The organism is Paenibacillus bouchesdurhonensis (assembly GCF_900155685.1).
In the GTDB taxonomy this organism is placed as follows: Bacteria; Bacillota; Bacilli; order Paenibacillales; family Paenibacillaceae; genus Fontibacillus; species Fontibacillus bouchesdurhonensis.
Window position 1 is genome coordinate 317550 of the sequence record NZ_LT732547.1, and the last position, 22009, is coordinate 339558.

Genomic DNA, 22009 nt, shown 5'->3' on the forward strand with positions numbered 1-22009 from the left:
TGATTATCAATATCATTTATAATCTTCATTAAACTAGGAAATTGCCCTTAGGCGCATGAAAGGCAGAGTGCGAAGTGAATAAATCGGAGCAACTTGCGATGTGTCTGTATAAATTAGAAGACGTTAAGCGTTTGGGATCAAGCATGAGCTTTCCGGCGCAGGATCATGCTTTACATACACTGCTGCTTGTGCTGGAGGCAAGCGGAAGCATTGAAATCGGAACCCGGCAAATTATGTCCTTGCAGGATCGGCAGTTTTTTGTGATCGAGCCGAAAACTTCGGTGAGGCTCAAGCTTGCCTCGGAGCAGGAGCACCGGGCGGAATACTACTACATACGGTTCAAGGTTATTCAGGAAAGCGAGCAGGGACACTTCACCCCGGCGGTTATTGAGGACCCAGGGGAGCAGTTTATGGCCAATGATCCATTTCTAATAGATCGTCTCCGCGAAATGGAGAGCCATGTTAGAAGCCATAATCGTTGGAGTAGGATGAAGGCGAATATTATTTTTCAAGAAGCACTGTTGCTTCTATTTCAAGGTGCCAGCAGCAAGAGACAGCTAGACATAAGTCAGGCCATCGCCAAGACGCTCGATTATATGGAGCAGTATTACGCCGATTCGATCAATCGTGAGAAGCTTGCCGCATTGGCAGGCGTGAGTTCGGACTACTATACGAGAGCCTTTAAGAAAATAGTAGGCAAGAGTCCTATGGAATATTTAAGTGAAATTCGCATCAATCGGGCCAAGCAGCTCATACCTTCGGGCGATTCTATGCGCTCCATAGCTCAAAGCGTCGGTTTCAGCGACGAGTTCTACTTTAGCCGCAAATTCAAAGCGATGACGGGCCGTTCGCCGGTTACCTATTTAAAAACACTAAGGTGAAGCCCTAGAATCGCTTCGTTGAAGCCGTTGCTGACCGGTCATTTGCTGGCGCTTGGCATTGAGCCTCACGCTTCAGTTGTGAATCGAGCATGCCCGGTCGCGATGAGAGCTGGCGGCACGATGAATATCGGCGAGCTGATGCCTGATTTAGAGAAGCTTATGGCGGCTCGGCCGGATTTGATTCTGACCCGGGAACAGCGGGATTGCGGCAAGTCGCAGAAGGAGAAGATGTATGATCATATTGCGCCGACGATAACGCTGCCTTTTTACGATAGCTGGCGCAATCATTTGAAGACGGTTGCCAAAGTGGTCGATCGGGAACAGGAGGCTTATGACTGGCTGCAGCGTTATGATCGGCAAAGTACCATCATTCGCGATCGGCTGAGAAATAAACTGGGGGACGAGAGCGTTCTCGTGATTGGTATAAACAGAGGGAGAATTTGCGTGTACGGGCAACGCAATCTCGGTGCTGTTCTATACGAGGATCTCCAGCTTGCCGTCCCGAAAGGGGTGGCGGAAATTGCCCACTGTAAGGAGGTTACATTGGAACAGCTGGAGCAGTATGAAGCGGATCACATCGTATTGACGAGTTATAAACATGATGGCTCGGCTGCAATGGATTTGGCTATCCGCGAGCAGATTGACAGCTTATCTGCTAGAACGGCATGGCAGAATCTGAAGGCTGTACGAGACGGTTCTATACACTCCATGTACGATAGCCGTCATCTCTATACAAGCTATAATTCATGGTCGCATAAGCTATTATTGGAACAAATGGAGAGACTCCTGTTGTCGGATTCGTCCAAAGGCTGGTCGTAATTGTCCATGTTCATTCACCTCATATTTTGTATAATCGACAATGAGAATCAGTATCAGTTAAAAAGGGGAGAATGATAAACCATGTTCAAAGCAAGAAAAGAGATGCTACTGCTCATCTTTATTTTATCGATAATTCTCGTTATTTCAGGCTGCGGTGCTAAGCAAGCGACCACCGAGCCTTCATCCTCGGAGTCGTCGGCTTCGTCATCAACAACAGCCCCGGCGGAATCGTCGGCAGCAAACGCGGCTAATGAGGTTCGTTCGATCGAGCATGCGATGGGTACGACGGAAATTAAAGGTTCACCCCAGCGTATAGTCACGTTATACCAGGGAGCAACCGACGTTGCTGTTGCGATGGGCATTAAACCGGTGGGAATGGTGGAATCCTGGGTTGAGCAGCCGGTCTATAACTATTTGAAGCCAGATCTAGACGGAGTGCCGATTGTAGGGCTGGAGACGCAGCCGAACCTGGAGGAAATTTCGAAGCTGAAGCCGGATCTGATCATTGCCTCCAAAACAAGACACGAAGCGGTATATGATCAACTATCCCAGATTGCCCCCACGGTTACATCAGAGGCTCTATATGCCTTTAAAGATACAGCAGAAATGATGGGGAAAGCATTAAATGAGGAAGAGAAGGCACAGCAGCTTCTGAATGATTGGGATCAACGCGTGCAAGACTTTAAGGACAAGATCAGTCAAAAGACAGATATAGACTGGCCGAAGGAAGTAGCCGTCCTCAACTTTAGAGCCGATCATTCCCGCATTTATGTCAATGGCTTTGCGCCTGCTATTTTGTCGGAGCTGGGTTTTGTATTCTCTGAATACCAGCAGCAGGAGCGGGAGAAGGGTGAAGTCGTAATCAGGCTGATGAACAAAGAAGGAATACCGAGCATGAACGCAGGCGTGTTCTATATTTTCAAATTCGATGATGCCGGTGAGGAAGAGGTTCAGAGATCATATGAGGAATGGACGAGTCATCCGCTGTGGAGGAATCTGGACGCCGTCAAGAATGATCAAGTATTTATGGTCGATGAAGTGTACTGGAACCTTGGCGGAGGCATCATTGCTGCCAACCATATGCTAGACGAAATCTATGACTATTACGCCTTGGCCAAATAAATGATATGACAGCACTTATTTCACGAAATTCATCGAAATTCATCGGCTTCGTGATCGCATTTTGTCTGTTTGCCCTTTTCTTTATGTCGAGTATTGCGTTTGGGCAGACGTCGATGACTTTGGGGACGGTGTTGGATGCTTTTATCCATTACGATCCTGCTTCGTCGGATCATATCATTATCCGTACGACCAGAGTCGATCGGGCTGTGATTGCAGCCGTTATCGGAGCAAGCTTAGCCATCGCGGGAACCTTAATGCAGGCGCTGACGCGAAATCCGCTGGCTTCACCTAGCATTTTTGGAATTAATGCCGGGGCTATCTTTTTTATTGTGATGGCAGCTACTTTTTTCTCTATATCTTCGTTACTGCAATATATGTGGCTTGCATTCCTGGGGGCAGCCGCTGCGGCGGCCCTCGTTTATTTTTTAGGCTCCTTGGGCGGTGAAGGGCTGTCCTCCCTTAAGATCGTCCTTGCCGGTGCAGCCGTCTCGGCATTATTCACCTCATTTACGAGCGGTATGCTTGTGATTAGTGAGAACAGTCTGCAGGGTGTATTGTTCTGGTTAGCTGGTTCGGTGTCAGGAAGGACGCTGGATATGCTGTTGCCGCTCTTGCCATTTATGGCTGTTGCCGGTCTTTTGGCGTTTGGCCTTGGAAACTCGATCAATATTTTGACGTCAGGGGATGAAGTTGCGAAGGGGCTTGGCCAACGAACTACTCTCGTGAAGCTGCTTATGGCTGTTGTCGTTGTTGTGCTGGCCGGGGGGGCGGTTGCGATCGGCGGCTCCATCGGCTTTATCGGCCTGATCGTGCCTCATATCGTACGCGGGCTTATCGGGATTGACCATCGCTGGGTTATTCCATACAGCGCATTGCTGGGAGCCAGCACACTTTTGCTGGCGGATATCGGCTCTAGGTTTGTTATTATGCCGCAGGAGATGCCCATTGGCGTGATGACGGCATTCCTCGGGGCGCCATTTTTTATCTATTTGGCACGCAGGGGGTTCCGAGAGAAATGAAGCAGCATATTACGTTAGGGAATCGGCCCAGCACGGTATCCTCCCAGCTAAAGAGGAAATGGGTCGTCAGTTTGCTGTCATTAATAGCTATAACCTTGATTATATTTATTACCGGATTATCGATTGGCAGTTCGATGATTCATCCGCTGGCTGTGGTGCAGCATCTGTTGGGATTCGGTACGGGCGAATACGATTTTATTATTGATACCCATCGATTGCCTCGAATGCTTCTTTCTTTGCTAGTGGGAGCTTCCCTTGGTTTGTCAGGTTTAATTCTGCAAGGAATTGTGCGCAATCCGTTGGCTTCTCCGGATATTATTGGGATAACCGGCGGGGCCTCGGTCGGGGCGATAATCTTTATTACGTATGGCTTAGGGACGATGAGCATTAAGCTGCTGCCACTTGCGGCGATCATTGGAGCGGCCGTAGTTTCCTTTGTGATCTATGCGCTGTCCTGGAACAAAGGGGTTACTCCATTTCGGCTGGTGCTGATCGGAATCGGAGTGGCCGCGGTGACGAGCGGTTTGACGACGATGATGATCGTTCTGAGCCCGGCTGAAACGGCCAGTAAAGCCTATTCCTGGATGACGGGGAGCGTCTATGGAGCGACATGGGGGCACGTTCACTCGATGCTGCTATGGTTTATTGGGTTTGCACCGTTGGTTTTGTTCTTTGCTAGGGCGGTGAATGTTCATGAGCTTGGGGACATTGTCGCGGTTGGACTCGGAGCAAGGGTGGAGCTGCAGCGCTTGGGGCTTCTGGTTATAAGCGTGGCACTGGCCGGAGCTGCGGTTGCTTATGCCGGAGGCATAGGATTTGTCGGATTAATCGCCCCTCATGTAGCAAGAAGGCTGGTGGGGCGATCATTCGCCGGGCTTGTACCGATTACGATGCTTATCGGGGGGCTTATTGTTTGCGTATCGGATGTCATTGCGAGAACGGCTTTTCTACCTCTTGACATACCTGCGGGTGTGTTTACAGCGGGAATTGGCGCGCCTTTTTTTCTCTATTTGCTGTATAGAAAGCAGAAATAGGTTCTAAAGAAATAGGTACGATGGAAAGGGGGCTGCATGAACGAAATGAACGTGAAAATGTCCTTGCTGGAACAGACAGAATGGGATTATTTGACCCATCATTTACGGCTTACAAGTACCGTGTCCTCCGATAAGGAGCGCTCGATTTCCGCTGCGGATTTGCTGGATGAGGTGAAAAGCGGGCCATACCTCGATCGGTTGGCTAGCGTATTTGAATCACCCAACAGAATGGTAACGGCATCGTTATTCGCCAAAAGATACGCAGCCATGCTAGTGTCCTCCGGGCTCTATGCGATGACGATGTACGATAAGGGGCTCAAGCTGTCGATTGCCAATTGTCATTTGGAATCTACGATCATTGACGAGAGATGGATGCCGAATGTGCGATTATCCGATGTTCGGGTCACAGAGCCAACAGGCAGTGATCGGGAGGCGTGGAGAGAGCAGGTGACCCGGTCGATATTCGGTGATCATCTGGGCGTCGTGTGGCGTTCAATTTCCAAAGCGGCTAAAATTCCGCGCACGATTCTGTGGGAGAATACAGCCATTTACGTATATGTCTTATACGAGTCCAGAATGGCCGAAGAAGCGGATGAGGGCAGACGAGTGCGAGTGCAAGAGGATTTAGCCTATTTGACAGCTGGCGCTCCGGCAGAGTTATTTGGCGAGAACTATAATCCGCTCGCTAAATACTATAGTCCCAAATGTATGGTGGAAGGAGTAGCCAAGCCGATCCGCCCGCGAAAAACCTGCTGCTTTTTTTATCAAGTGGATGAAGATGAAGACTATTGCAACAGCTGTCCAAAGAGAAGAGCGTGATTTGTCCTGTAACTCATATTGACATCGTTTCCGATGTGGATATGAGTTTTTTGTATTGGGGATGAATATAACTGTGAAATTGTTGTAAAAGTCATATTTGAATTCTATTTTTATCCATATAATAAACCCCAATCCATGATGGAAGATAGATTTTGAGAAGGAAGGAAGAGTTGCGGTTGCGGGTTCAAACTCATAAATTATTTTATACGATTGGATTTCTCCAGTTTTTCATGAGTGAGATTACGGGCACCACGTTAATTTTATTTCTTCTCGCCAAGGGCTTATCGCTCCAAACCGCGAACTTTTTGCTTGTTATTTTCTTTGTTAGCATTTTTCTGTTTGAAATTCCGACAGGCGCAATAGCCGATAAATATGGTAGGAAGATTTCTGTCATTCTCGGGCTGGTCTGCTTTCTCGTATACAGTATTTTATTCATGCAATCGGAACGGATTGAAGTGCTGGTTGTTGCCCAAGTTTTTGGCGGCTTGGCTATTTGTCTGCAGTCGGGTGCGTTGGAATCATGGGCCGTGGAGAATAGTCATCAGCCGATGGAGGTTCTATTTACGACGGCGAATAGTATCCAGTATATCTCTGGATTTATCTGCGGACTATTGGGGGCGTTTCTCGCCGTGTACAGTTACTTTCTCCCTTGGCTTGCCAGCATTCTATCTACTCTGTTAGCGATATTGCTATGCGTCTTCTATATGCATGAGAATAAAAGGGGGTTTGCTCGAATCAAGAGTAGAAATGTAGTCGCCATCATTCGGGAAAGTGTCGGAACTAGTCTGCAGAACAAGTCGATATGGATCATTTTTATAATAGGATTGTTTATCAGTTTCTCCAATTCTGCAGGCAACACTTTCCAACAGCCTCGTCTTGTAGGCCTTTCTGAACAAGGAGTCTGGATAATGGGTATCATCAAAGCAGCTTATTCCCTTTGTATGACATTGGGCAGTTACCTCGTGCGGAGGTTGAGCAAGAACAACAGCGATATTAGAGTGCTTATGTATGCTTGCGGGATGATCGGCGTTTGGCTTATTTTTGCGGGTTCTCTGAATACTTTTTATCCGGTGCTCATGACTTTCTTAATTTATGAGGTGGGTCGGGGAATGTACCCGGCGGCGAAGCAAATTTACTTGAACAAAAGAATTTCCGATGAGTATCGTTCCACCCTATTATCTTTTGACTCAGCAGTTTCTCAGCTTGGAGTGTGCATTGGCCTGATTGTCACCGGGATCATCAGCCGGAATTTTACGGATTTGACCTCGGATCAGACGCCGATTCAAATATCCTGGATACTATGCGGCGCGGTTGCCTTAGTTCCGGTCGTACTGCTTGGTATCGCAACCAGAAAGCGCAGACAGCAAGAATGAATACGCACAGGCGAGTTCCACGTCCCTTGTTCCTTGTCCCCCAATAACCCTTCGGTTATAGTTGAATTATAGAAGAATACGGTTATGAAAGGGACGAGCATGGCAACGATTCATGATGTAGCATTAAAAGCGGGGGTATCGGTTACGACGGTATCTCGCGTGATGAATAATCGGGGATATATTAGCGAAGCTACGCGCACCAAGGTGTTTGCAGCTATGGACGAGCTGGGGTACCAGCCGAATGAGATTGCCCGCTCCTTGCTCCGCAAGCAGTCGAATATTCTAGGGCTTATTGTACCTAGCGTGTCGCATCCGTTCTTTAGCGAGCTGGCGGATCGCGTGGAATATTACGCTTATCAGAAGGGGTATAAGGTGCTGCTCTGCAATTCGCAGCTTGATCCCGTCAAGGAGCGGGATTATATCGAGATGCTGAAACGCAATCGCGTCGATGGGATTATTATGGGAAGTCACACCCTGGAGGTGGATGAATACATGAGCCTTCGCTCGCCGATCATTACGTTTGACCGGCAGATCGGGAAGGACATCCCTTACATCAGTTCGGACAACTATGAGGGAGGCAGGCTGGCGACGGAAAGGCTCATTAGCCAAGGCTGCCGTAAAATTGCCCATATTTGCGGTAATTTGCAGCTCGATCTGCTGGCGAATCGCAGAACAGATGCATTTCGCGATGTCATTCAGCAGCGTGGAATCGAACATCTCATTATTCAGACAAATATGAACGTATTTGACCAGGCGCGTTATGAGCAACTGCTGCGTGAGCTGCTGCTAGCGCATCCGGACATTGATGGCATATTTGCGACAAGTGATATTATCGGAGCATTTGCTCTAAAGGAGTGCGAGCTGGCAGGCAAGCGGGTGCCAGAGGACATTAAAATCATCGGCTATGATGATGTGAACGCGGCTCGTTGGCTATCGCCGGAGCTGACCACCGTTCGCCAGCCAATCGACGACTTTGGCAGGCTTGCCGTCGAACTGCTCAGTAAGCAGGTGGAAGGTGAAACCGTTGAAATCGAAAACGCTTTGCCTGTGGAGTTAGTTGTGCGGGGCACGGCTTAATCAAATCGTATAGGAACGCATCCATCTGATATTCAAGATGGGTGCGTTTTTTTTGGCTGAGCAAAGATTTTTTAAAAATTGTATGTCAAACGATTGACATATGTTAAAGGTTTGACATACAATTTGAATTACAACACAGCTGCAAGCGATTACATTTTCTTGGGATATTAAGCGCTCGCAGCACCAAAAGTAAACTATTATCAACTCTAGCAACGGGGGGAAAAGAATGAAGCGATTAAATGGGTTAAGCATGACGGTGGTAGTTGTACTTATGGCACTAATTGTGTCGGCATGTGGCGGAGATGGTAGTACAAGCAGTGGTACAAACAGTGGAACGACAAATGCCGCAAACGGAACAAACACTTCAGGCAAAGCGGTCAAAATTTCTATATTAAATTCGAAAGGCGAAATTCAGGCGCAGCTTGAAGAGGCGGCGAAGACGTTCCATGAGGATAACCCGGATATTACCCTGGAAATCATGGCTGCTCCGGCAGGCACCTCTCCATTCGAGCGGGCTTCCACTTTATATGCCTCAGGAAATCCGCCGACGATGATGATGCTCGATACGGGAGATGTAGAGAAGTTTAAGGATCGGATTCTTGATTTGAGCGAGGAGAAGTGGAATGCGGATGCCGTCGAGAATGCGACGAACCTGACGACATTCGACGGCAAGAACTATGGCTTTCCGCTAGCGATCGAAGGCTACGGCTTCATTTACAACAAAGCGATCCTTGATGAAGCGGTGGGCGGGAGCTTTGATCCAGCGACGATAAAGACCAGAGACGATCTGGAGAATTTGTTCAAGCAAATTGAAGCATCCGGCAAAAAGGCGCTGATCATCTCTCCGATGGATTGGTCGCTCGGAGCGCACTTCCAGCCGTTGGCTTATGCGGGACAGAACAAGGACATGGCTGAAGTGAACAAATTCATGGATTCACTGAAGGCAGGCACAGAGGATTTATCGAGTAATGCCGTGCTGAATGGCCTGCTGGATACGTTTGATATGATGAAAAATTACAATATCGACAAGAAGTCTCCATTAGCGGGAGTATATGAGCGCGGCCCTGAAGTTCTCGGTAAAGGCGAAGTAGGCATTTGGTTCCAAGGCAACTGGGCATGGCCGCAAATTCAAGATTTCGACACCGCGGACGGAGCCTATGGCTTCCTGCCGGTACCGATTAGCAACAACCCGGACGATTACGGCAACCAGGAAATTTCATCGGCTGTTTCCAAGCGAATTATTGTAGACAAAGAGAAGAGTTCGCCAGAACAGCAGGAAGCCGCTAAGAAGTTCCTAAATTGGATCGTATACGAAGAAAAGGGTCAGGATTTCCTGGTGAACCAAGCGAGCATCATTCCGGCGTTCAAGAATATTACACTTCCAGCCGCTGATCCACTCGGTCAGTCCATTCAGGACTACATTGCCAGAGGCAAATCCCAGGAATCGATGAGTACTCTTCCAGCGGATCACTGGGCAAAGGTCGGAGCTTCGATGCAGAAATATTTAGGCGACGCTGGCGATCGGGCTACACTGATTAAAGAAATCGAAGAGTACTGGACAAGCGTGAAGTAACCTATCTAATTTAACATCAGCTGAAAAGACGATAGTGATGGGTAAGAACACATATATCGTGTATCTTATCCATCGCTTTCTTCACAATGACAGAGGAAAAGAGGAATCGTTATGATCAAAGAAAAGGAATGGTGGCCACGGCTTAAGACGAGATTACTGTTTACCGGTCCGACCTTATTCGCTTTTCTTACCGTAATGATCGTTCCATTTATATATGGTATTTATCTGACCTTCACGAATTGGGACGGCATCGCGACGACGCATACGCTGGTAGGGTTTGAGAACTATGGAAAAGTGTTTCAAGACAAGGTCTTCTGGAAGTCCTTTGGTTTGACGCTGAAATATGTACTGTTTACTGTCATCCTGGTCAATACCGTTGCCTTCCTATTAGCCTTCGGACTAACGAGAGGATTGAAAGGCCAGAATATATTCCGGGCCGGGTTCTTCATACCGAATCTGGTCGGCGGCATCGTGCTCGGTCTGATCTGGCAGTTTATTTTCTCGAATGTTCTGGTATACGTGGGAGAGAAGGCGGGAATTCAGCTATTCAGCACATCCTGGCTGGCTGATCCGCAGAAGGCCTTCTGGGCTCTCATTATTGTGACCATCTGGCAGTACGCCGGGTATATGATGGTGATTTATATCGCTGGACTCATGAGCGTACCCAACGATATATTGGAGGCAGCGAGCATCGATGGCGCAAATGGCTGGACGAAGCTGCGGACGATGACTTTGCCGCTGATGGTTCCTTCGTTTATCGTTTGTATATTTTTAACGCTGCAGCGGGGCTTTATGGTCTATGACGTCAACCTGTCTCTGACGAAGGGCGGGCCCTTCAAGAGTACGGAAATGGTCTCGATGCATGTCTATGAAAAAGCGTTCCTCTCCCGTGATTACGGTCTAGGACAAGCGGAAGCGCTAGTACTCTTCCTTCTTGTCGCAGTAATTACGCTGCTTCAGGTGTATTTTGGGAAGAAGATGGAGGTGGAGGCCTAATGGACACGGCTCGTAAAGGATTCGCTGGGGTATGGTTGAAAACGATTGGATTAACCCTAGTGCTCGTACTATTTATTTTTCCATTTATTTTTCTGCTGATTAACTCGTTCAAGGCCAATACGGCGATTACTTCAAACCCGTTATCCCTGCCGCAAAGCCTGGATTGGACGAACTATCACAACGCGTTTGAGAAGATGAACTATACAGCTTCATTTATGAACTCACTTACCGTAACCATTTTAGGAGTAGCGTTAATATCGCTTTTTGCCGCCATGACGGCGCATTATTTCGTACGCAATCAGACGAAATTTAATCAATATACCTTCATGATGATGGTTGCTGCGATGATCATTCCTTTCCAGGCGATTATGATTCCGCTAGTCAAAATTTATGGAACGCTGGGCATGCTGGATAGCAAATGGGCTCTCATCTACATGTATTTAGGCTTTGGCAGCCCGCTGGCGGTGTTCATCTATCACGGCTTTGTGAAGGGGGTGCCCGCGGAGCTGGAGGAAGCGGCTCTGATCGATGGCTGTACCCGAACGCAAACGTTCTTTCGGATCGTATTTCCCGTACTGGCTCCGACCACTGCGACCATATCAATATTGAACGTGCTGTGGATTTGGAATGATTTCCTTCTACCATCTCTCATTTTGGTTTCTCCGCACAATCGGACGCTGCCGCTCTCAACATTCAGCTTCTATGGGACGTATTCCGTGGACTACGGGCCGCTGATGGCCGGGCTAGTACTTACCATTTTGCCGGTGATGCTGGTCTATTTATTCGCTCAGAGATATATCATTCAGGGAGTTATGCAGGGCTCTATCAAATAAGCAATTGTACAGGAGGAATTATGACTATCCTAAGGACTTACACGTTGGAACAGGCAAATGAGTTCATCAGGGATTCGAAGCATTTGCTGAAGAACGATTACAGGCTTAATTATCATCTGATGGCTGAATTCGGTTGGATGAATGATCCTAATGGCTTTATCCATTATAATGGGGAGTATCATTTATTTTATCAGCACTACCCTTACAAGCCGGTGTGGGGACCGATGCATTGGGGCCATGCCGTTAGCCGGGATCTAGTGAATTGGAAATACCATCCGGTAGCCCTTGCGCCGGACGAAGCATACGACAAGGGGGGCTGTTTCTCCGGCAGCGCCGTCGCCAAGGATGGTAAGCTTGTGCTTCTGTATACAGGGCATGTGGTGACCGGGCCGAACTCGGATCAAGATTATGAGCAGGTTCAGGCATTGGCAATCTCAGAGGATGGGGTGAACTTCCATAAACACGAGGGCAACCCGATCATCGGCCGCAATCAAATCCCAGAAGGGGTTAGCCGGAAGGACTTCCGCGACCCGAAGGTGTTCGAATACAACAATCAGTATTATATGGTGTTGGGCTCAAATGATGCACAGGGCAACGGGCTCGTATTGCTGTACCGCTCGGAGGATTTGCTTAGCTGGTCGTTTGTTAACATATTAGCCAAAAGCGACGGTACCTTCGGCGATAACTGGGAATGCCCGGACTTGTTCCTGCTTGGGGACAAGGCGATTCTGATGATGTCGCCGCAGCGAATGCCAGCGCAAGGAGAGCAGTACAACAATCTTCATTCCAACATGTATATGGTGGGCGAATTCGACGCCGAGGCCGGGACATTCACGTCCGAGCGCTACGCTCAAGTTGACCATGGCTTCGACTTCTATGCGCCGCAGTCTACACTGGATGCTCAGGGAAGACGAATCGTTATCGGCTGGATGGATATGTGGGAAGAGGATATGCCGACCCAGCAAGGGCATCATTGGGCTGGTGCCATGAGCTTGCCGCGCGTGGCGGTGCTGGATGGCGACCGGATCTTGTTCAGCCCGGTGGAAGAGATCGAGTCGAGTCGCAGTAATGCTTATGAACAGGCAAATATCGAGCTAAGCGGGGAGCGGCAATTAGCGATCTCTGGCGACAGCTACGAGCTGCAAGTCGAGTTTGAAGCGGGGGATGCGCAGCAATTCGGCCTTAAGCTCCGAACGGATGAGGCGGGGAAAGAAGAGACGGTCATCGCCTATCATCAGGAAGAAGGAATGCTGCTGCTCGATCGGGAGCGGGCAGGCATCGGCCCCGGCGGCCAGCGCAAAGCGGCTGTACCCCTTGAGGACGGCAAGCTCTCGCTGCGGATTTTCGTAGATAAATCCTCGGTAGAGGTGTTCGCTGGCGACGGCGAAGTAGTTATGACGGCACGGATTTACCCCGGTGTGGATTCTCGGGGCATCAAGCTATTCTCGACAGGCGAGAGCCAAGTAACGATGCTGCGGAAATGGGATATTTCCCAAGCATAACGACAGCGATCGAATATTCGTATTCGCTGCTTATATTGATAGGAAATCAAGCTCAAAAACTTGCTTTGCAAGTTTAGAGCATGACATATGAGGGGGCGCATGCAAATGACGACAGTGTATACGATTGGCGAGGCATTGATTGACTTCATTCCTGCAAGCAAGGGTGTGGAGCTGAAGAACGTGGAGAGCTTCACCAAAGCGGCAGGCGGTGCGCCGGCGAATGTCGCTTGTGCGGTCGCTAAGCTTGGCGGTCATGCTGCGTTCATCGGCAAGCTCGGGGCAGATGCGTTTGGTGAATTTCTGGTGGACAAGATGGCCGCTAGCAGTGTAGATGTATCGCGCGTGCTGCGCACAAACGAAGCGAACACGGCGCTAGCGTTCGTCAGTCTGAGGGAAGACGGCGATCGGGACTTCTCCTTCTATCGTAATCCGAGCGCGGATATGCTGCTGCACGAAGATGAAATTAGCGACGATTGGTTCGAGAAAGGGGATCTCCTGCACTTTTGCTCCGTGGATCTGATCGAAGCTCCGGTGAAATACGCCCACCGGAAAGCGATTGAGCTAGCGCGGGAAGCGGGAGCGGTCATCAGCTTCGACCCGAACGTCAGGCTTCCCTTATGGCCGGACAAGGAGTCATGCCGTCGCGCGATTCATGAGTTTCTCCCGCTGAGCCATATTGTAAAGATCAGCGATGAGGAGCTGGCGTTCATTACGGGGATCGCTGATGAGAAGACGGCAATCTCGTCGCTATTCGTCGGAGATGTGCAGCATGTGATTTACACGCGCGGCGCGGCGGGAGCGACCTGGTTCTCGCGGGGCGGCCTGGAGGTGTCCGTACCCGGAAATCGGGTGGACGTTGCGGACACGACGGGGGCTGGCGATTCGTTTATCGGGGCGCTGCTGTATCAAGCGCAGATGATGCCGCAATGGCTGGAGCAATTAGAGCAGGTGGATCGCAAGCAAGTGGAGGAGCTGCTGAAGTTTGCTAACGCCGCCGCAGCTATTACCGCGAGCCGCCCAGGGGCGATCGATGCGCTGCCGTCCTTGCATGATGTCGAGACCTTCCTTGAAAGAGAAGAGAATTAATATAGCAATGAAGACCCTGCCAAATTGCTAGGGTCTTCAGTGCTATATCTTTCTTCTCCAGGCCTTCCTTGATTTAGCGCATGATAAGCGGGTCAGACGGCTATTTTACTAAGACAACGGCCAGCAAGTATAGTATAATGATCCGTTGAATGTGTATTATTGCATGCGCATATTACGACGAACCATTTTTGCGCACAATACAGAAAAGCACCTAGTCGCGCAGCAGCTCATCAAAGAATAACTGATGTGCCAAGATGGAGGAATTTGTATCATGAAAAAACATCCAGAGACTCATTCCCACACGGAGCTGGAATCGGCCTCTCGGGTTTGGCTGTTGATTCTAGGCATTGTTTTCCTAGCCACGAACCTGCGAGCCCCGATTACCTCCGTAGGCCCTTTGGTTGAAATTATCCGTGCCGATCTAGGCATATCCAATACGTTAGCCGGGCTGATCACTACACTTCCGCTAATCGCTTTTGCCTTATTATCTCCCGTTGCTCCGAAGCTGGCTCGCCGTTACGGCATGCCGCTCGTTCTTTTCGTATCTGTGCTGATGCTTGGGGTTGGCGTACTGATTAGATCCGCTTGGGGGATCGGGGCGCTGCTTATCGGTACGGTCGTCTTGGGGCTGGCTATTTCGGTCTGCAACGTTCTTATGCCGAGTTTAATCAAAGAGAAATTCCCGCTGCGCATAGGGCTTATGATCGGCGTATATTCGGTAGCCATGAACTTGACCGGAGCCATCGCTTCCGGGATCAGCGTGCCCGTTGCCGAGGGGGCGGGTCTCGGGTGGAAAGGGGCGCTGGCGATCTGGGCGGTGCTCGCTTTGATCGCTGCCTTGTTATGGGCTCCTCAGCTGCGACGCCAGCGCCAGCAAGCGAATATATCCAGTAAGCTGGACAAGCCTGTGAACGTATGGAAGTCCGCTCTGGCCTGGTACGTGACCCTGTACATGGGTCTGCAATCGCTGCTGTTCTATGTCGTTGTAACCTGGCTTCCCGATATATTAAAGAGCCAGGGCATGACGGCGGATTCGGCAGGCTGGACCCTTTCGTTCATGCAGTTGTCCGTACTGCCAATTACTTTTCTTATGCCTATCATTGCAGGCCGCGTAAAGAATCAAGTCGGTTTGATGATTATCACGGTATCCTTCTTCTTTGTGGGAATCGGCGGGATTCTGTACGGTAGCGACAAGCTGACGATGCTGTGGGCAATCATGATCGGTATCAGCTTAGGCAGCTCCTTTAGTCTGGCGATGATGCTGTTCGGACTAAGGACAAGCAACGCTTACGATGCAGCTGAATTATCGGGAATGGCTCAATCGGTGGGCTACTTGCTGGCTGCGGTCGGACCGACGTTTGTCGGTTACCTGCATGATGCGACGGGCGGCTGGCGGATGCCGATGTATTTCTTGGTTGGTGTAGCCTTGCTCGTGCTTATTTTCGGCATAGCATCTGGACGGAACCGACTCATTGGACAATCGGCCACTGGACAATCCTAAATTCAAGAATGTGAACAAGATACCATGCATACGAAAGAAGGAGCCTTCTCCGTCTAGGAGAGGCTCCTTTCTTAGTAATTGAAGGCTCTGGGATAACTAGGGTTTAAACTGCAGCATCGGGCTTTGCCGGAAGCTCATCATTTGCATGATGTATTGCCGATTCTTGCTGACAAAGCTGGAGGGGGACTCTTGCAGCAGATAGCTTTGACCTACGGCATAGCTGGCGATGTAGGTTTCCCACTCGGAGAAATTTTCCTTAATCATGGGAATGATCCGGCCGATATAACTCCACATTTCATCCTCCGATAGATAGCCTACCTGCTTGCCGGCAAAGCATTTCAACATAATCCAGGAAAAATCATAAGCAGCGATGCCCCCAGGGGGCAGACTCCATAGGTAACGGCTGACAACCGTGAGCTGGCGTCTTCTTTGTTCATTCGTCAGAAGCTGAATATATCGGCTCCGCTCTGCGGCGGAAAGCATAGAGAGAAGGCAGGAGTCTCGGAAGAATTCATCCCGGCGGCCTGTCTCCAAGTACCATTCTATATCCGCTATCAGTTGTTCTTTATCATGGAGCTCGTGTTGTTTAAGAAAGCTGCGCATGCGATTCCACATTTCGTACTGCATCTTCGGATTCATCATGAAGTAGCCTACCTCCTGGCCGATGGAGCATAAGGAAAGCACAGCATGGACGTAAGGCATCCAGGCCTTGCGTTCTTCCTGCGTATTAATATTCATTGGCTTGTATCCCCCCAACGCTAATTGTAGCGAATATATCTCCATTGTCTGCGCAGCTCCTGCAGAAACGGAATGTAGAACAGGATAAGGAGGAGCGTCAAGTACAGGCTGTTTGCCGGCAGTTCGGCGATCGGATTGCTCTTGCTGACTCCGTCTTTGACGATGACATAATAATCGGTTAGCGGATAGCCGTCCAAGTAATTGGAGGAACCCGACAGATTCTGCTGCCAATTATCAATTTCACGCTGGAGCTGCTGGGGTAGAGCAGGCTGCGCACTTCCTGCAATTTCCAACGTCTCCCCTTGGTAAGCTGCCATCGCTTGGTCGTAATTTGCAATAATGATTACAGAGGCGTCTCCGGCATAACCAATACAGACATACCCGCTAATTTGATTCATCAGCCCGAGCTTCTTGGCTTCGTCCATATGGATATATTGATATGGCGAAGCCTTGTCATCTTCGTCACTGATTTCCAGAATGCCGAGATACTTGATGTTGGTCAGCTTCAATTGAACGGCATGATTTCCGGTCGGCAATGCTTCAAGTTCAGTGGCATTGTGAATGGCAATTGCTTCGGGCTGTAGAAATAGATGTTTCGCAAAGACCCAAGGGGTTGTGCCAGTATGCTTGACTACGGACTGACCAATGATGAGATGAAGAACAATAATGATGGCCAGGATATGCCATCTTCGTGAAAGGAGCAGCATTGCCGCCCTCTGAAGCCGGCTTCGCAGAGGAAGCCGACCTAGCTGCTCGTTGATTTTTCGCTTCGCATTTTTGCGCTCCTGTCCCTTCAACTGCTGTAATTGCTCTTCGAGACAGCGCTGAATTTGTGCCAGATAGAGCACGGCTTCGATTTCTTCACGATCTATCGCCAACACTTGATTGAAGGCATTCTGAGCCTGTTCCAGCTGTCCCAGCTTGAGATGACATTGTCCTGCTAGGGAGAGAGCTTCCGCGTGACGCGGGATTTGGGCCAGAACTTGGTGCACATCCCGAAGCGCCTCATCAGCTTTATTCATCCTGAGCAAGAAGCGTACACGCAATATTACGGCATCATGGCTATTGGGGTTTAGTCGGATATACTCATTACAGGAGTCTAGAGCATTATCCCAATCGCTAGTTCGGCGGTAGAACTCGGTTTGCAGCCGGAGTAGATCCTTGTCCTCTTTAAAAATGCTGCGTGCTTTAATTAAATGTACATGAGCTGACCGGATATCGTTCTCTAGAAGCGCCAAGGCGACGGCTTCCCGATAGCGCAGAAAGTCATCATAGCGGACAAGGGTATCTTGCGCCTGCAAGAGGGCGCCGTAATCCATCTGGAGTCCGGGGAATTCCATAACGGCATAGGCGTATATTTTTGGATATTGTTCGGCAAAATCTGTATCTTCTATGCTGCGTGCCCGCCAGCGGAAGGAGTCCTCAAGTAGATGCCAGACTTCACTCGGCAGGAAATAATGCTGCTCGAAATAGTCGAGCAGGATAGCGGATAGCACTCGCTGGTAGTCAATGTTCCAAAGCGTATCGGAGCTTAATAGCTCCAGCCAGGAGCGGGTATCCATCCGAGCCGGGAAATTCGAATATAATGCCTTCACCTGCTCCATAAATATACTTACGGGATGCTCAGGATCATCGTAATCCTCGTCAAGCTCTTCATCTATATCAAACGGATCATCTGCTTCGCCATCATGGCCGAGATCATATTCATCATCCTCAACGTCTTCAGCTGAATCGTCGTAATCCCCATCGCTCTCTACATTGAACGGTATTTCCTTATTCTCTTCACTTCGCTGATCCAACTTTTCTTCTGCATCGAAAGTGCTCCACTTGGGGAGACGAGGAATTCGAGGCATGTCTTGTTCCGTCGATTCCTCTTGTTCGGTTTCGAGCTCAGCCTCCTGATAAGGATTCCATCTGTCTTCTGAGTCGCTATCCCCGTCCTCATCCTGCCTAGGGTCAAGGAAAGGAGAGGAGGATGTCTCCTCCTCTTCTTCCTCTTCCGTGAATGAATGATGAGCCTGTGATTGCTGGTACTGCTTCGCCAGCTTCATGGCTAGATCATAAGCTTCCCTGAGTTGCTGGTACCCTTGTGGATCATCCTCGGGATGATGGATTCGCAGCTTCTTGGCATAGGCTCTTCGGATCGTCGGTATATCATAAGTTTGTTCTATGCCGAGCGTCGCCCATATCCTCAATAGTAGTCACTCCACTTCTCCAGATGCTCAAGCTGTTTGCTGAGCTTCGCAGCAGCCTTTTTCACCTCTTGTTCATTCTGGGAAGCCAGCACTTTCTCGAACTCTAGCAGGAGAAAGGCGATTTCTTCCCGCTTCTCACCAAGCGCTTCTTCGTACAGCCGTTCGCCCCTAGCGAGGAGCAGCCGGTTTTCGCTCCGCTCGCGCGGATGAATTTTAATATCCTTCAATTCATTCAATCGTCTTTGGATGTCTTCTTGCGTCAGGAGCCCAGGGTTTTTCTCGATAATAATCGTTTTCTTCGCCCCTGTGCTCTGTGTCGTTACCTCGACCTCCAAAATTCCATTAATGTCGTAGGTAAATCGTACATCAATGGATTGCGCTCCCGCTTTATCGGGCGGAACGTCAATCTCTAGCTCCCCAAGCTTGATGTTATTGGCAACCAAACGGCTTTCTCCTTGATAGACATCGACGGCAATTTGCTTTTGTTGGTCATGAAGGGTGCAGTAGGATTCCACTTTACTTACAGGGATTGGCGTATTACGCTCAATTATCGGCGAGAAATGACCATCCTCGAACTGATTGCTGCCCATGCGTTTGGTGGTTTCAATCCCCAGCGTATAAGGACAAACATCCGTCAACACAACTTCTTTGAGGCTTTCGTTTCTCTCTTTGAGCGCAACCTGGATAGCCGCGCCAAGCGCGACGGTTTCGTCTGGATTGACTCCAGCAAATGGAAGGCGGCCGAACATCTTGGTGACAATTGATTTGATGATCGGCATACGTGTTGCGCCCCCGATAAGAATGACCGCGTCCATGTCACGGGGAGATAGCGCGGCATCTCTCAGAGCCCTTTCAATAGGGTGACGAAGACGGAGCATGAGCTGAGCGGAAATTTTCTCGAATTCGTCACGATTCAGGCTCATCTCATAAGTGGCATCATCGATGATGAAGGTCATGGAGCCGGAAGATTCCTGTCCCAAAGCCCGTTTGCATATTTCGGCCTGCTTGAACAAGGCGGAACGTGCTTTGAGATCGAGGGCGGAATAATCTAGCCCATGCTTCTGCACAAAATAAGAGACGAGCAGTTCGGTGAAATCCTCGCCGCCCAAATAGTTGTCTCCCGCAATCGACTTGACTTCCATCACGCCTTCGAAAAATTCAAGGATCGACACGTCAAAGGTGCCGCCCCCAAGATCAAAGACTAGAAACTTGGTCTCCGATTCCTCCTGATGCAGCCCATAGGTGATCGCTGCTGCCGTCGGCTCGCTAATCAGCCGCTCTACCTTCAACCCGGCAAACTCTGCCGCGCGCTTTGTTGCTTTACGCTGGGTGTCATTGAAATAAGCGGGCACGCTAATGACTGCCTCGATCACTTCCTGGCCAAGAAAAGCTTCCGCATCAGCCTTTAGCGACTTTACGACAAATGAAGAGAGCTCCTCGGGTGTAAAAGTATACTTGCCCATGCGATAAAGCTTCTCTGTGCCCATGTAGCGTTTAAAGGTAGAGGCGGTAAGATCGGGATGTGTCATCAACCGCTCCTTTGCGATTTGCCCGACTAAAATTTCACCAGTATCATCTACGCCGACCACCGATGGCGTCAGATGTTCCCCATATACGTTCGGTATTATTTTTGGACCTTCTTCCGTCCAGTAGGCCACAAGACTATGGGTCGTCCCCAAATCAATCCCAATCATCGTCATTTAGGCAACCTCTTTCTCTATTATGTATTGGTTTACTAGGTATATATCGACATATTTTATCATAAATTTCATAAATTCCTCCAGATGCAATCTATGTCCTAATCGTTGATTATTCATAGGATAGGGGAATTGCGCCATTTGAATCATATCACCCCATAAGCAAATGTGATACTATTCAAATTCAGTAGGTGAATTATATCACTCCTTATTAGAATGGCCTGTAATGGATAAAATTTAATATGACCGAAGCGTCATAATGATATATAATGGTTGGAAAAATTAAGATAGATGGAGTCGATATAATGAGTGCGCAGAGGAATAATAGTATAAGTAATAGTGAAAGGAAGAAGGATCGCTTCTCTTCTACTGGATTTATATTGGCTGCGATCGGCAGTTCCGTCGGCCTGGGGAACATGTGGAAATTCCCCTATATTACCGGTGAAAACGGAGGGGCCGCTTTCTTCCTGCTCTTTATAGTTTGCTTGGTCATCATTGGTTTGCCGGTGCTTCTGGCAGAGCTTGCGATAGGACGCAGTGGGCGGGGCAGCGCCGCGACGGCATTCGTAAGAGTCGGCGGAAAACGGGGATGGAAGAGCCTCGGCATTCTGCAAGTGCTTGCTCCTTTTTTGATTTTATCTTTCTATATTATTGTTGCAGGCTGGACGCTGCACTATGCCGTATCGGCGTTTAGCGGCAATTTGTTCAGCAATCCGGATTTTGAGGGGCAGTTCGCTCATTTTGTCTCAGGCTATATGCCGCTCTTCTGGCAGTTCGTTGCCTTGCTCATTACCGGCGGCGTGGTTATTCTCGGAATTTCCGGCGGTATTGAGAAATTCAATAAAATATTAATTCCGAGTCTTGTCGTTCTGTTGATCGTCTTGATGATTCGGGCGGTGACGCTTCCAGGGGCTGAGGCGGGGGTATCCTTCTTCCTCCAGCCGGATTTCTCGCAGCTGACGGCAGAATCGGCATTGGTTGCTTTGGGACATGCCTTCTTCTCCCTGTCGCTAGGGATGGGGATTCTATTAACATATGGCTCCTACGTACGGAAGGAACAATCGTTAGGTTCGGCTACACTGGCTATCGGTGCGGGTGACCTGATTTATGCATTCATAGCGGGGCTCATCATTTTCCCGACAACCTTCTCGTTTGGCATCGCTCCGGATCAGGGGCCATCGCTAGTCTTTATCGCTTTGCCGGCTGCCTTCTCGGCGATGCCTCTAGGTTCGTTCTTCGGCGGCTTGTTCTTCATTCTGCTGGCGATTGCTGCGCTGACATCTGCGGTGTCCCTGCTGGAGGTTCCTGTGTCTTATACGATGGAGCGCTTCGGCTGGAGCCGTTCGCGTTCCGTATGGATTCTGATAGGGCTGATATTTCTGATCGGTGCGCCCTCTGCGTTGTCGCTTGGCATGGTTCCCGAGCTTTCGTTTGGCGGTAAGGCCTTCTTCGACTGGGTAGATTTTATCACGTCCAACATCATGCTGCCTGTCGGAGGTCTTGCGATAACGATATTTGCAGGATACTTCTGGAAAGGGGCGGCGGAATCGACCGGCTTGCGTGCCGGCTGGTTCCGGGTGTGGCTGTTCATGCTGCGGTATATTGCGCCGATTCTCGTATTCCTAGTACTGCTGCATACGTCGGGCATCATTAAATTTTAATGCATTTTAGGTAATAGATAATCATTGGAAAGAGACGGCAGATCGAAATACAATATATAAATTAACAAGACCGATCGAATTAA

Annotated in this window: 18 protein-coding genes; 15 read left to right on the plus strand and 3 right to left on the minus strand. The window is 49.3% G+C overall.

The genetic code is table 11. From position 1 onward, the window contains the following. Positions 1-74 precede the first annotated feature (74 nt). The 14 genes from CZ379_RS26500 (at position 75) to CZ379_RS01535 (ending at position 15635) form a co-directional block, all read left to right on the plus strand. Complete coding sequence (locus tag CZ379_RS26500) at positions 75-881, plus strand: helix-turn-helix domain-containing protein (RefSeq protein ID WP_234404772.1); 807 nt, start codon at positions 75-77, stop codon at positions 879-881. An 18-nt stretch (positions 882-899) separates the two neighbouring features. Further along, positions 900-1700, plus strand: coding sequence for an ABC transporter substrate-binding protein (locus CZ379_RS26505; RefSeq protein WP_234404773.1), 801 nt, complete (start codon positions 900-902; stop codon positions 1698-1700). An 81-nt stretch (positions 1701-1781) separates the two neighbouring features. Further along, positions 1782-2822 (plus strand): ABC transporter substrate-binding protein, encoded by a 1041-nt coding sequence (locus CZ379_RS01480; RefSeq protein ID WP_199925397.1) that lies wholly within the window; start codon positions 1782-1784, stop codon positions 2820-2822. Between the two features lie 5 nt (positions 2823-2827). Then, the gene (locus CZ379_RS01485) at positions 2828-3841 is read left to right on the plus strand and encodes a FecCD family ABC transporter permease (protein WP_110929977.1); all 1014 of its coding nucleotides are present in this window, start codon (positions 2828-2830) and stop codon (positions 3839-3841) included. Then, positions 3838-4875, plus strand: a complete 1038-nt coding sequence (locus tag CZ379_RS01490) for a FecCD family ABC transporter permease (protein WP_110929978.1) — start codon at positions 3838-3840, stop codon at positions 4873-4875. The genes CZ379_RS01485 and CZ379_RS01490 overlap by 4 nt, the downstream gene beginning before the upstream one ends. A gap of 36 nt (positions 4876-4911) precedes the next feature. Next, positions 4912-5694: a (2Fe-2S)-binding protein gene (locus CZ379_RS01495; protein WP_234404774.1), complete on the plus strand. Its 783-nt coding sequence runs from the start codon at positions 4912-4914 to the stop codon at positions 5692-5694. Between the two features lie 176 nt (positions 5695-5870). Beyond that, positions 5871-7067 carry an MFS transporter gene (locus CZ379_RS01500; protein ID WP_110929979.1) on the plus strand — a complete coding sequence of 399 codons (1197 nt, stop codon included), beginning with the start codon at positions 5871-5873 and terminating at the stop codon, positions 7065-7067. Between the two features lie 99 nt (positions 7068-7166). Beyond that, a complete protein-coding gene (locus tag CZ379_RS01505; RefSeq protein ID WP_110930458.1) occupies positions 7167-8144 on the plus strand; it encodes a LacI family DNA-binding transcriptional regulator in 978 nt (325 codons plus the stop codon). 226 nt (positions 8145-8370) lie between these two features. After that, complete coding sequence (locus CZ379_RS01510) at positions 8371-9717, plus strand: ABC transporter substrate-binding protein (protein ID WP_110929980.1); 1347 nt, start codon at positions 8371-8373, stop codon at positions 9715-9717. A gap of 111 nt (positions 9718-9828) precedes the next feature. Then, entirely contained in the window at positions 9829-10713 is an 885-nt protein-coding gene (locus CZ379_RS01515; protein ID WP_110929981.1) for a carbohydrate ABC transporter permease, read from the plus strand. Next, positions 10713-11546 (plus strand): carbohydrate ABC transporter permease, encoded by an 834-nt coding sequence (locus tag CZ379_RS01520; RefSeq protein ID WP_110929982.1) that lies wholly within the window; start codon positions 10713-10715, stop codon positions 11544-11546. The genes CZ379_RS01515 and CZ379_RS01520 overlap by 1 nt, the downstream gene beginning before the upstream one ends. 20 nt (positions 11547-11566) lie before the next feature. After that, complete coding sequence (locus tag CZ379_RS01525; RefSeq protein WP_110929983.1) at positions 11567-13048, plus strand: glycoside hydrolase family 32 protein; 1482 nt, start codon at positions 11567-11569, stop codon at positions 13046-13048. 105 nt (positions 13049-13153) lie between these two features. Next, entirely contained in the window at positions 13154-14134 is a 981-nt protein-coding gene (locus CZ379_RS01530; RefSeq protein WP_110929984.1) for a carbohydrate kinase family protein, read from the plus strand. A gap of 271 nt (positions 14135-14405) precedes the next feature. Then, a complete protein-coding gene (locus CZ379_RS01535; protein ID WP_110929985.1) occupies positions 14406-15635 on the plus strand; it encodes a CynX/NimT family MFS transporter in 1230 nt (409 codons plus the stop codon). 96 nt (positions 15636-15731) lie between these two features. Here CZ379_RS01535 and CZ379_RS01540 read toward each other — a convergent pair whose 3' ends face one another. Genes CZ379_RS01540 through CZ379_RS01550 form a run of 3 tightly spaced genes read right to left on the minus strand, consistent with a single transcriptional unit; the run spans position 15732 to position 20268 of the window. Further along, complete coding sequence (locus tag CZ379_RS01540; RefSeq protein WP_199925398.1) at positions 15732-16373, minus strand: DUF1266 domain-containing protein; 642 nt, start codon at positions 16371-16373, stop codon at positions 15732-15734. Positions 16374-16393: 20 nt separating this feature from the next. Beyond that, on the minus strand, positions 16394-18568 hold the full coding sequence (locus tag CZ379_RS01545; RefSeq protein ID WP_110929987.1) for a J domain-containing protein: 2175 nt from the start codon (positions 18566-18568) through the stop codon (positions 16394-16396). Then, positions 18565-20268, minus strand: coding sequence for a molecular chaperone HscC (locus tag CZ379_RS01550; protein ID WP_110929988.1), 1704 nt, complete (start codon positions 20266-20268; stop codon positions 18565-18567). The genes CZ379_RS01545 and CZ379_RS01550 overlap by 4 nt, the downstream gene beginning before the upstream one ends. A 302-nt stretch (positions 20269-20570) precedes the next feature. Between CZ379_RS01550 and CZ379_RS01555 the strand changes: the two genes are divergently transcribed. Then, positions 20571-21926 (plus strand): sodium-dependent transporter, encoded by a 1356-nt coding sequence (locus tag CZ379_RS01555; RefSeq protein ID WP_110929989.1) that lies wholly within the window; start codon positions 20571-20573, stop codon positions 21924-21926. Positions 21927-22009: the final 83 nt, after the last annotated feature.

Excerpts from the sequence above, each read along its gene's own strand:
- CZ379_RS01480 (WP_199925397.1), top strand. The coding sequence starts at position 1,782 with ATGTTCAAAGCAAGAAAAGAGATGCTACTGCTCATCTTTATTTTATCG.
- CZ379_RS01485 (WP_110929977.1), top strand. The coding sequence starts at position 2,828 with ATGACAGCACTTATTTCACGAAATTCATCGAAATTCATCGGCTTCGTG.
- CZ379_RS01490 (WP_110929978.1), top strand. The coding sequence starts at position 3,838 with ATGAAGCAGCATATTACGTTAGGGAATCGGCCCAGCACGGTATCCTCC.
- CZ379_RS01495 (WP_234404774.1), top strand. The coding sequence starts at position 4,912 with ATGAACGAAATGAACGTGAAAATGTCCTTGCTGGAACAGACAGAATGG.
- CZ379_RS01505 (WP_110930458.1), top strand. The coding sequence starts at position 7,167 with ATGGCAACGATTCATGATGTAGCATTAAAAGCGGGGGTATCGGTTACG.
- CZ379_RS01510 (WP_110929980.1), top strand. The coding sequence starts at position 8,371 with ATGAAGCGATTAAATGGGTTAAGCATGACGGTGGTAGTTGTACTTATG.
- CZ379_RS01515 (WP_110929981.1), top strand. The coding sequence starts at position 9,829 with ATGATCAAAGAAAAGGAATGGTGGCCACGGCTTAAGACGAGATTACTG.
- CZ379_RS01520 (WP_110929982.1), top strand. The coding sequence starts at position 10,713 with ATGGACACGGCTCGTAAAGGATTCGCTGGGGTATGGTTGAAAACGATT.
- CZ379_RS01525 (WP_110929983.1), top strand. The coding sequence starts at position 11,567 with ATGACTATCCTAAGGACTTACACGTTGGAACAGGCAAATGAGTTCATC.
- CZ379_RS01530 (WP_110929984.1), top strand. The coding sequence starts at position 13,154 with ATGACGACAGTGTATACGATTGGCGAGGCATTGATTGACTTCATTCCT.
- CZ379_RS01535 (WP_110929985.1), top strand. The coding sequence starts at position 14,406 with ATGAAAAAACATCCAGAGACTCATTCCCACACGGAGCTGGAATCGGCC.
- CZ379_RS01540 (WP_199925398.1), bottom strand. The coding sequence starts at position 16,373 with ATGAATATTAATACGCAGGAAGAACGCAAGGCCTGGATGCCTTACGTC.
- CZ379_RS01550 (WP_110929988.1), bottom strand. The coding sequence starts at position 20,268 with ATGACGATGATTGGGATTGATTTGGGGACGACCCATAGTCTTGTGGCC.
- CZ379_RS01555 (WP_110929989.1), top strand. The coding sequence starts at position 20,571 with ATGAGTGCGCAGAGGAATAATAGTATAAGTAATAGTGAAAGGAAGAAG.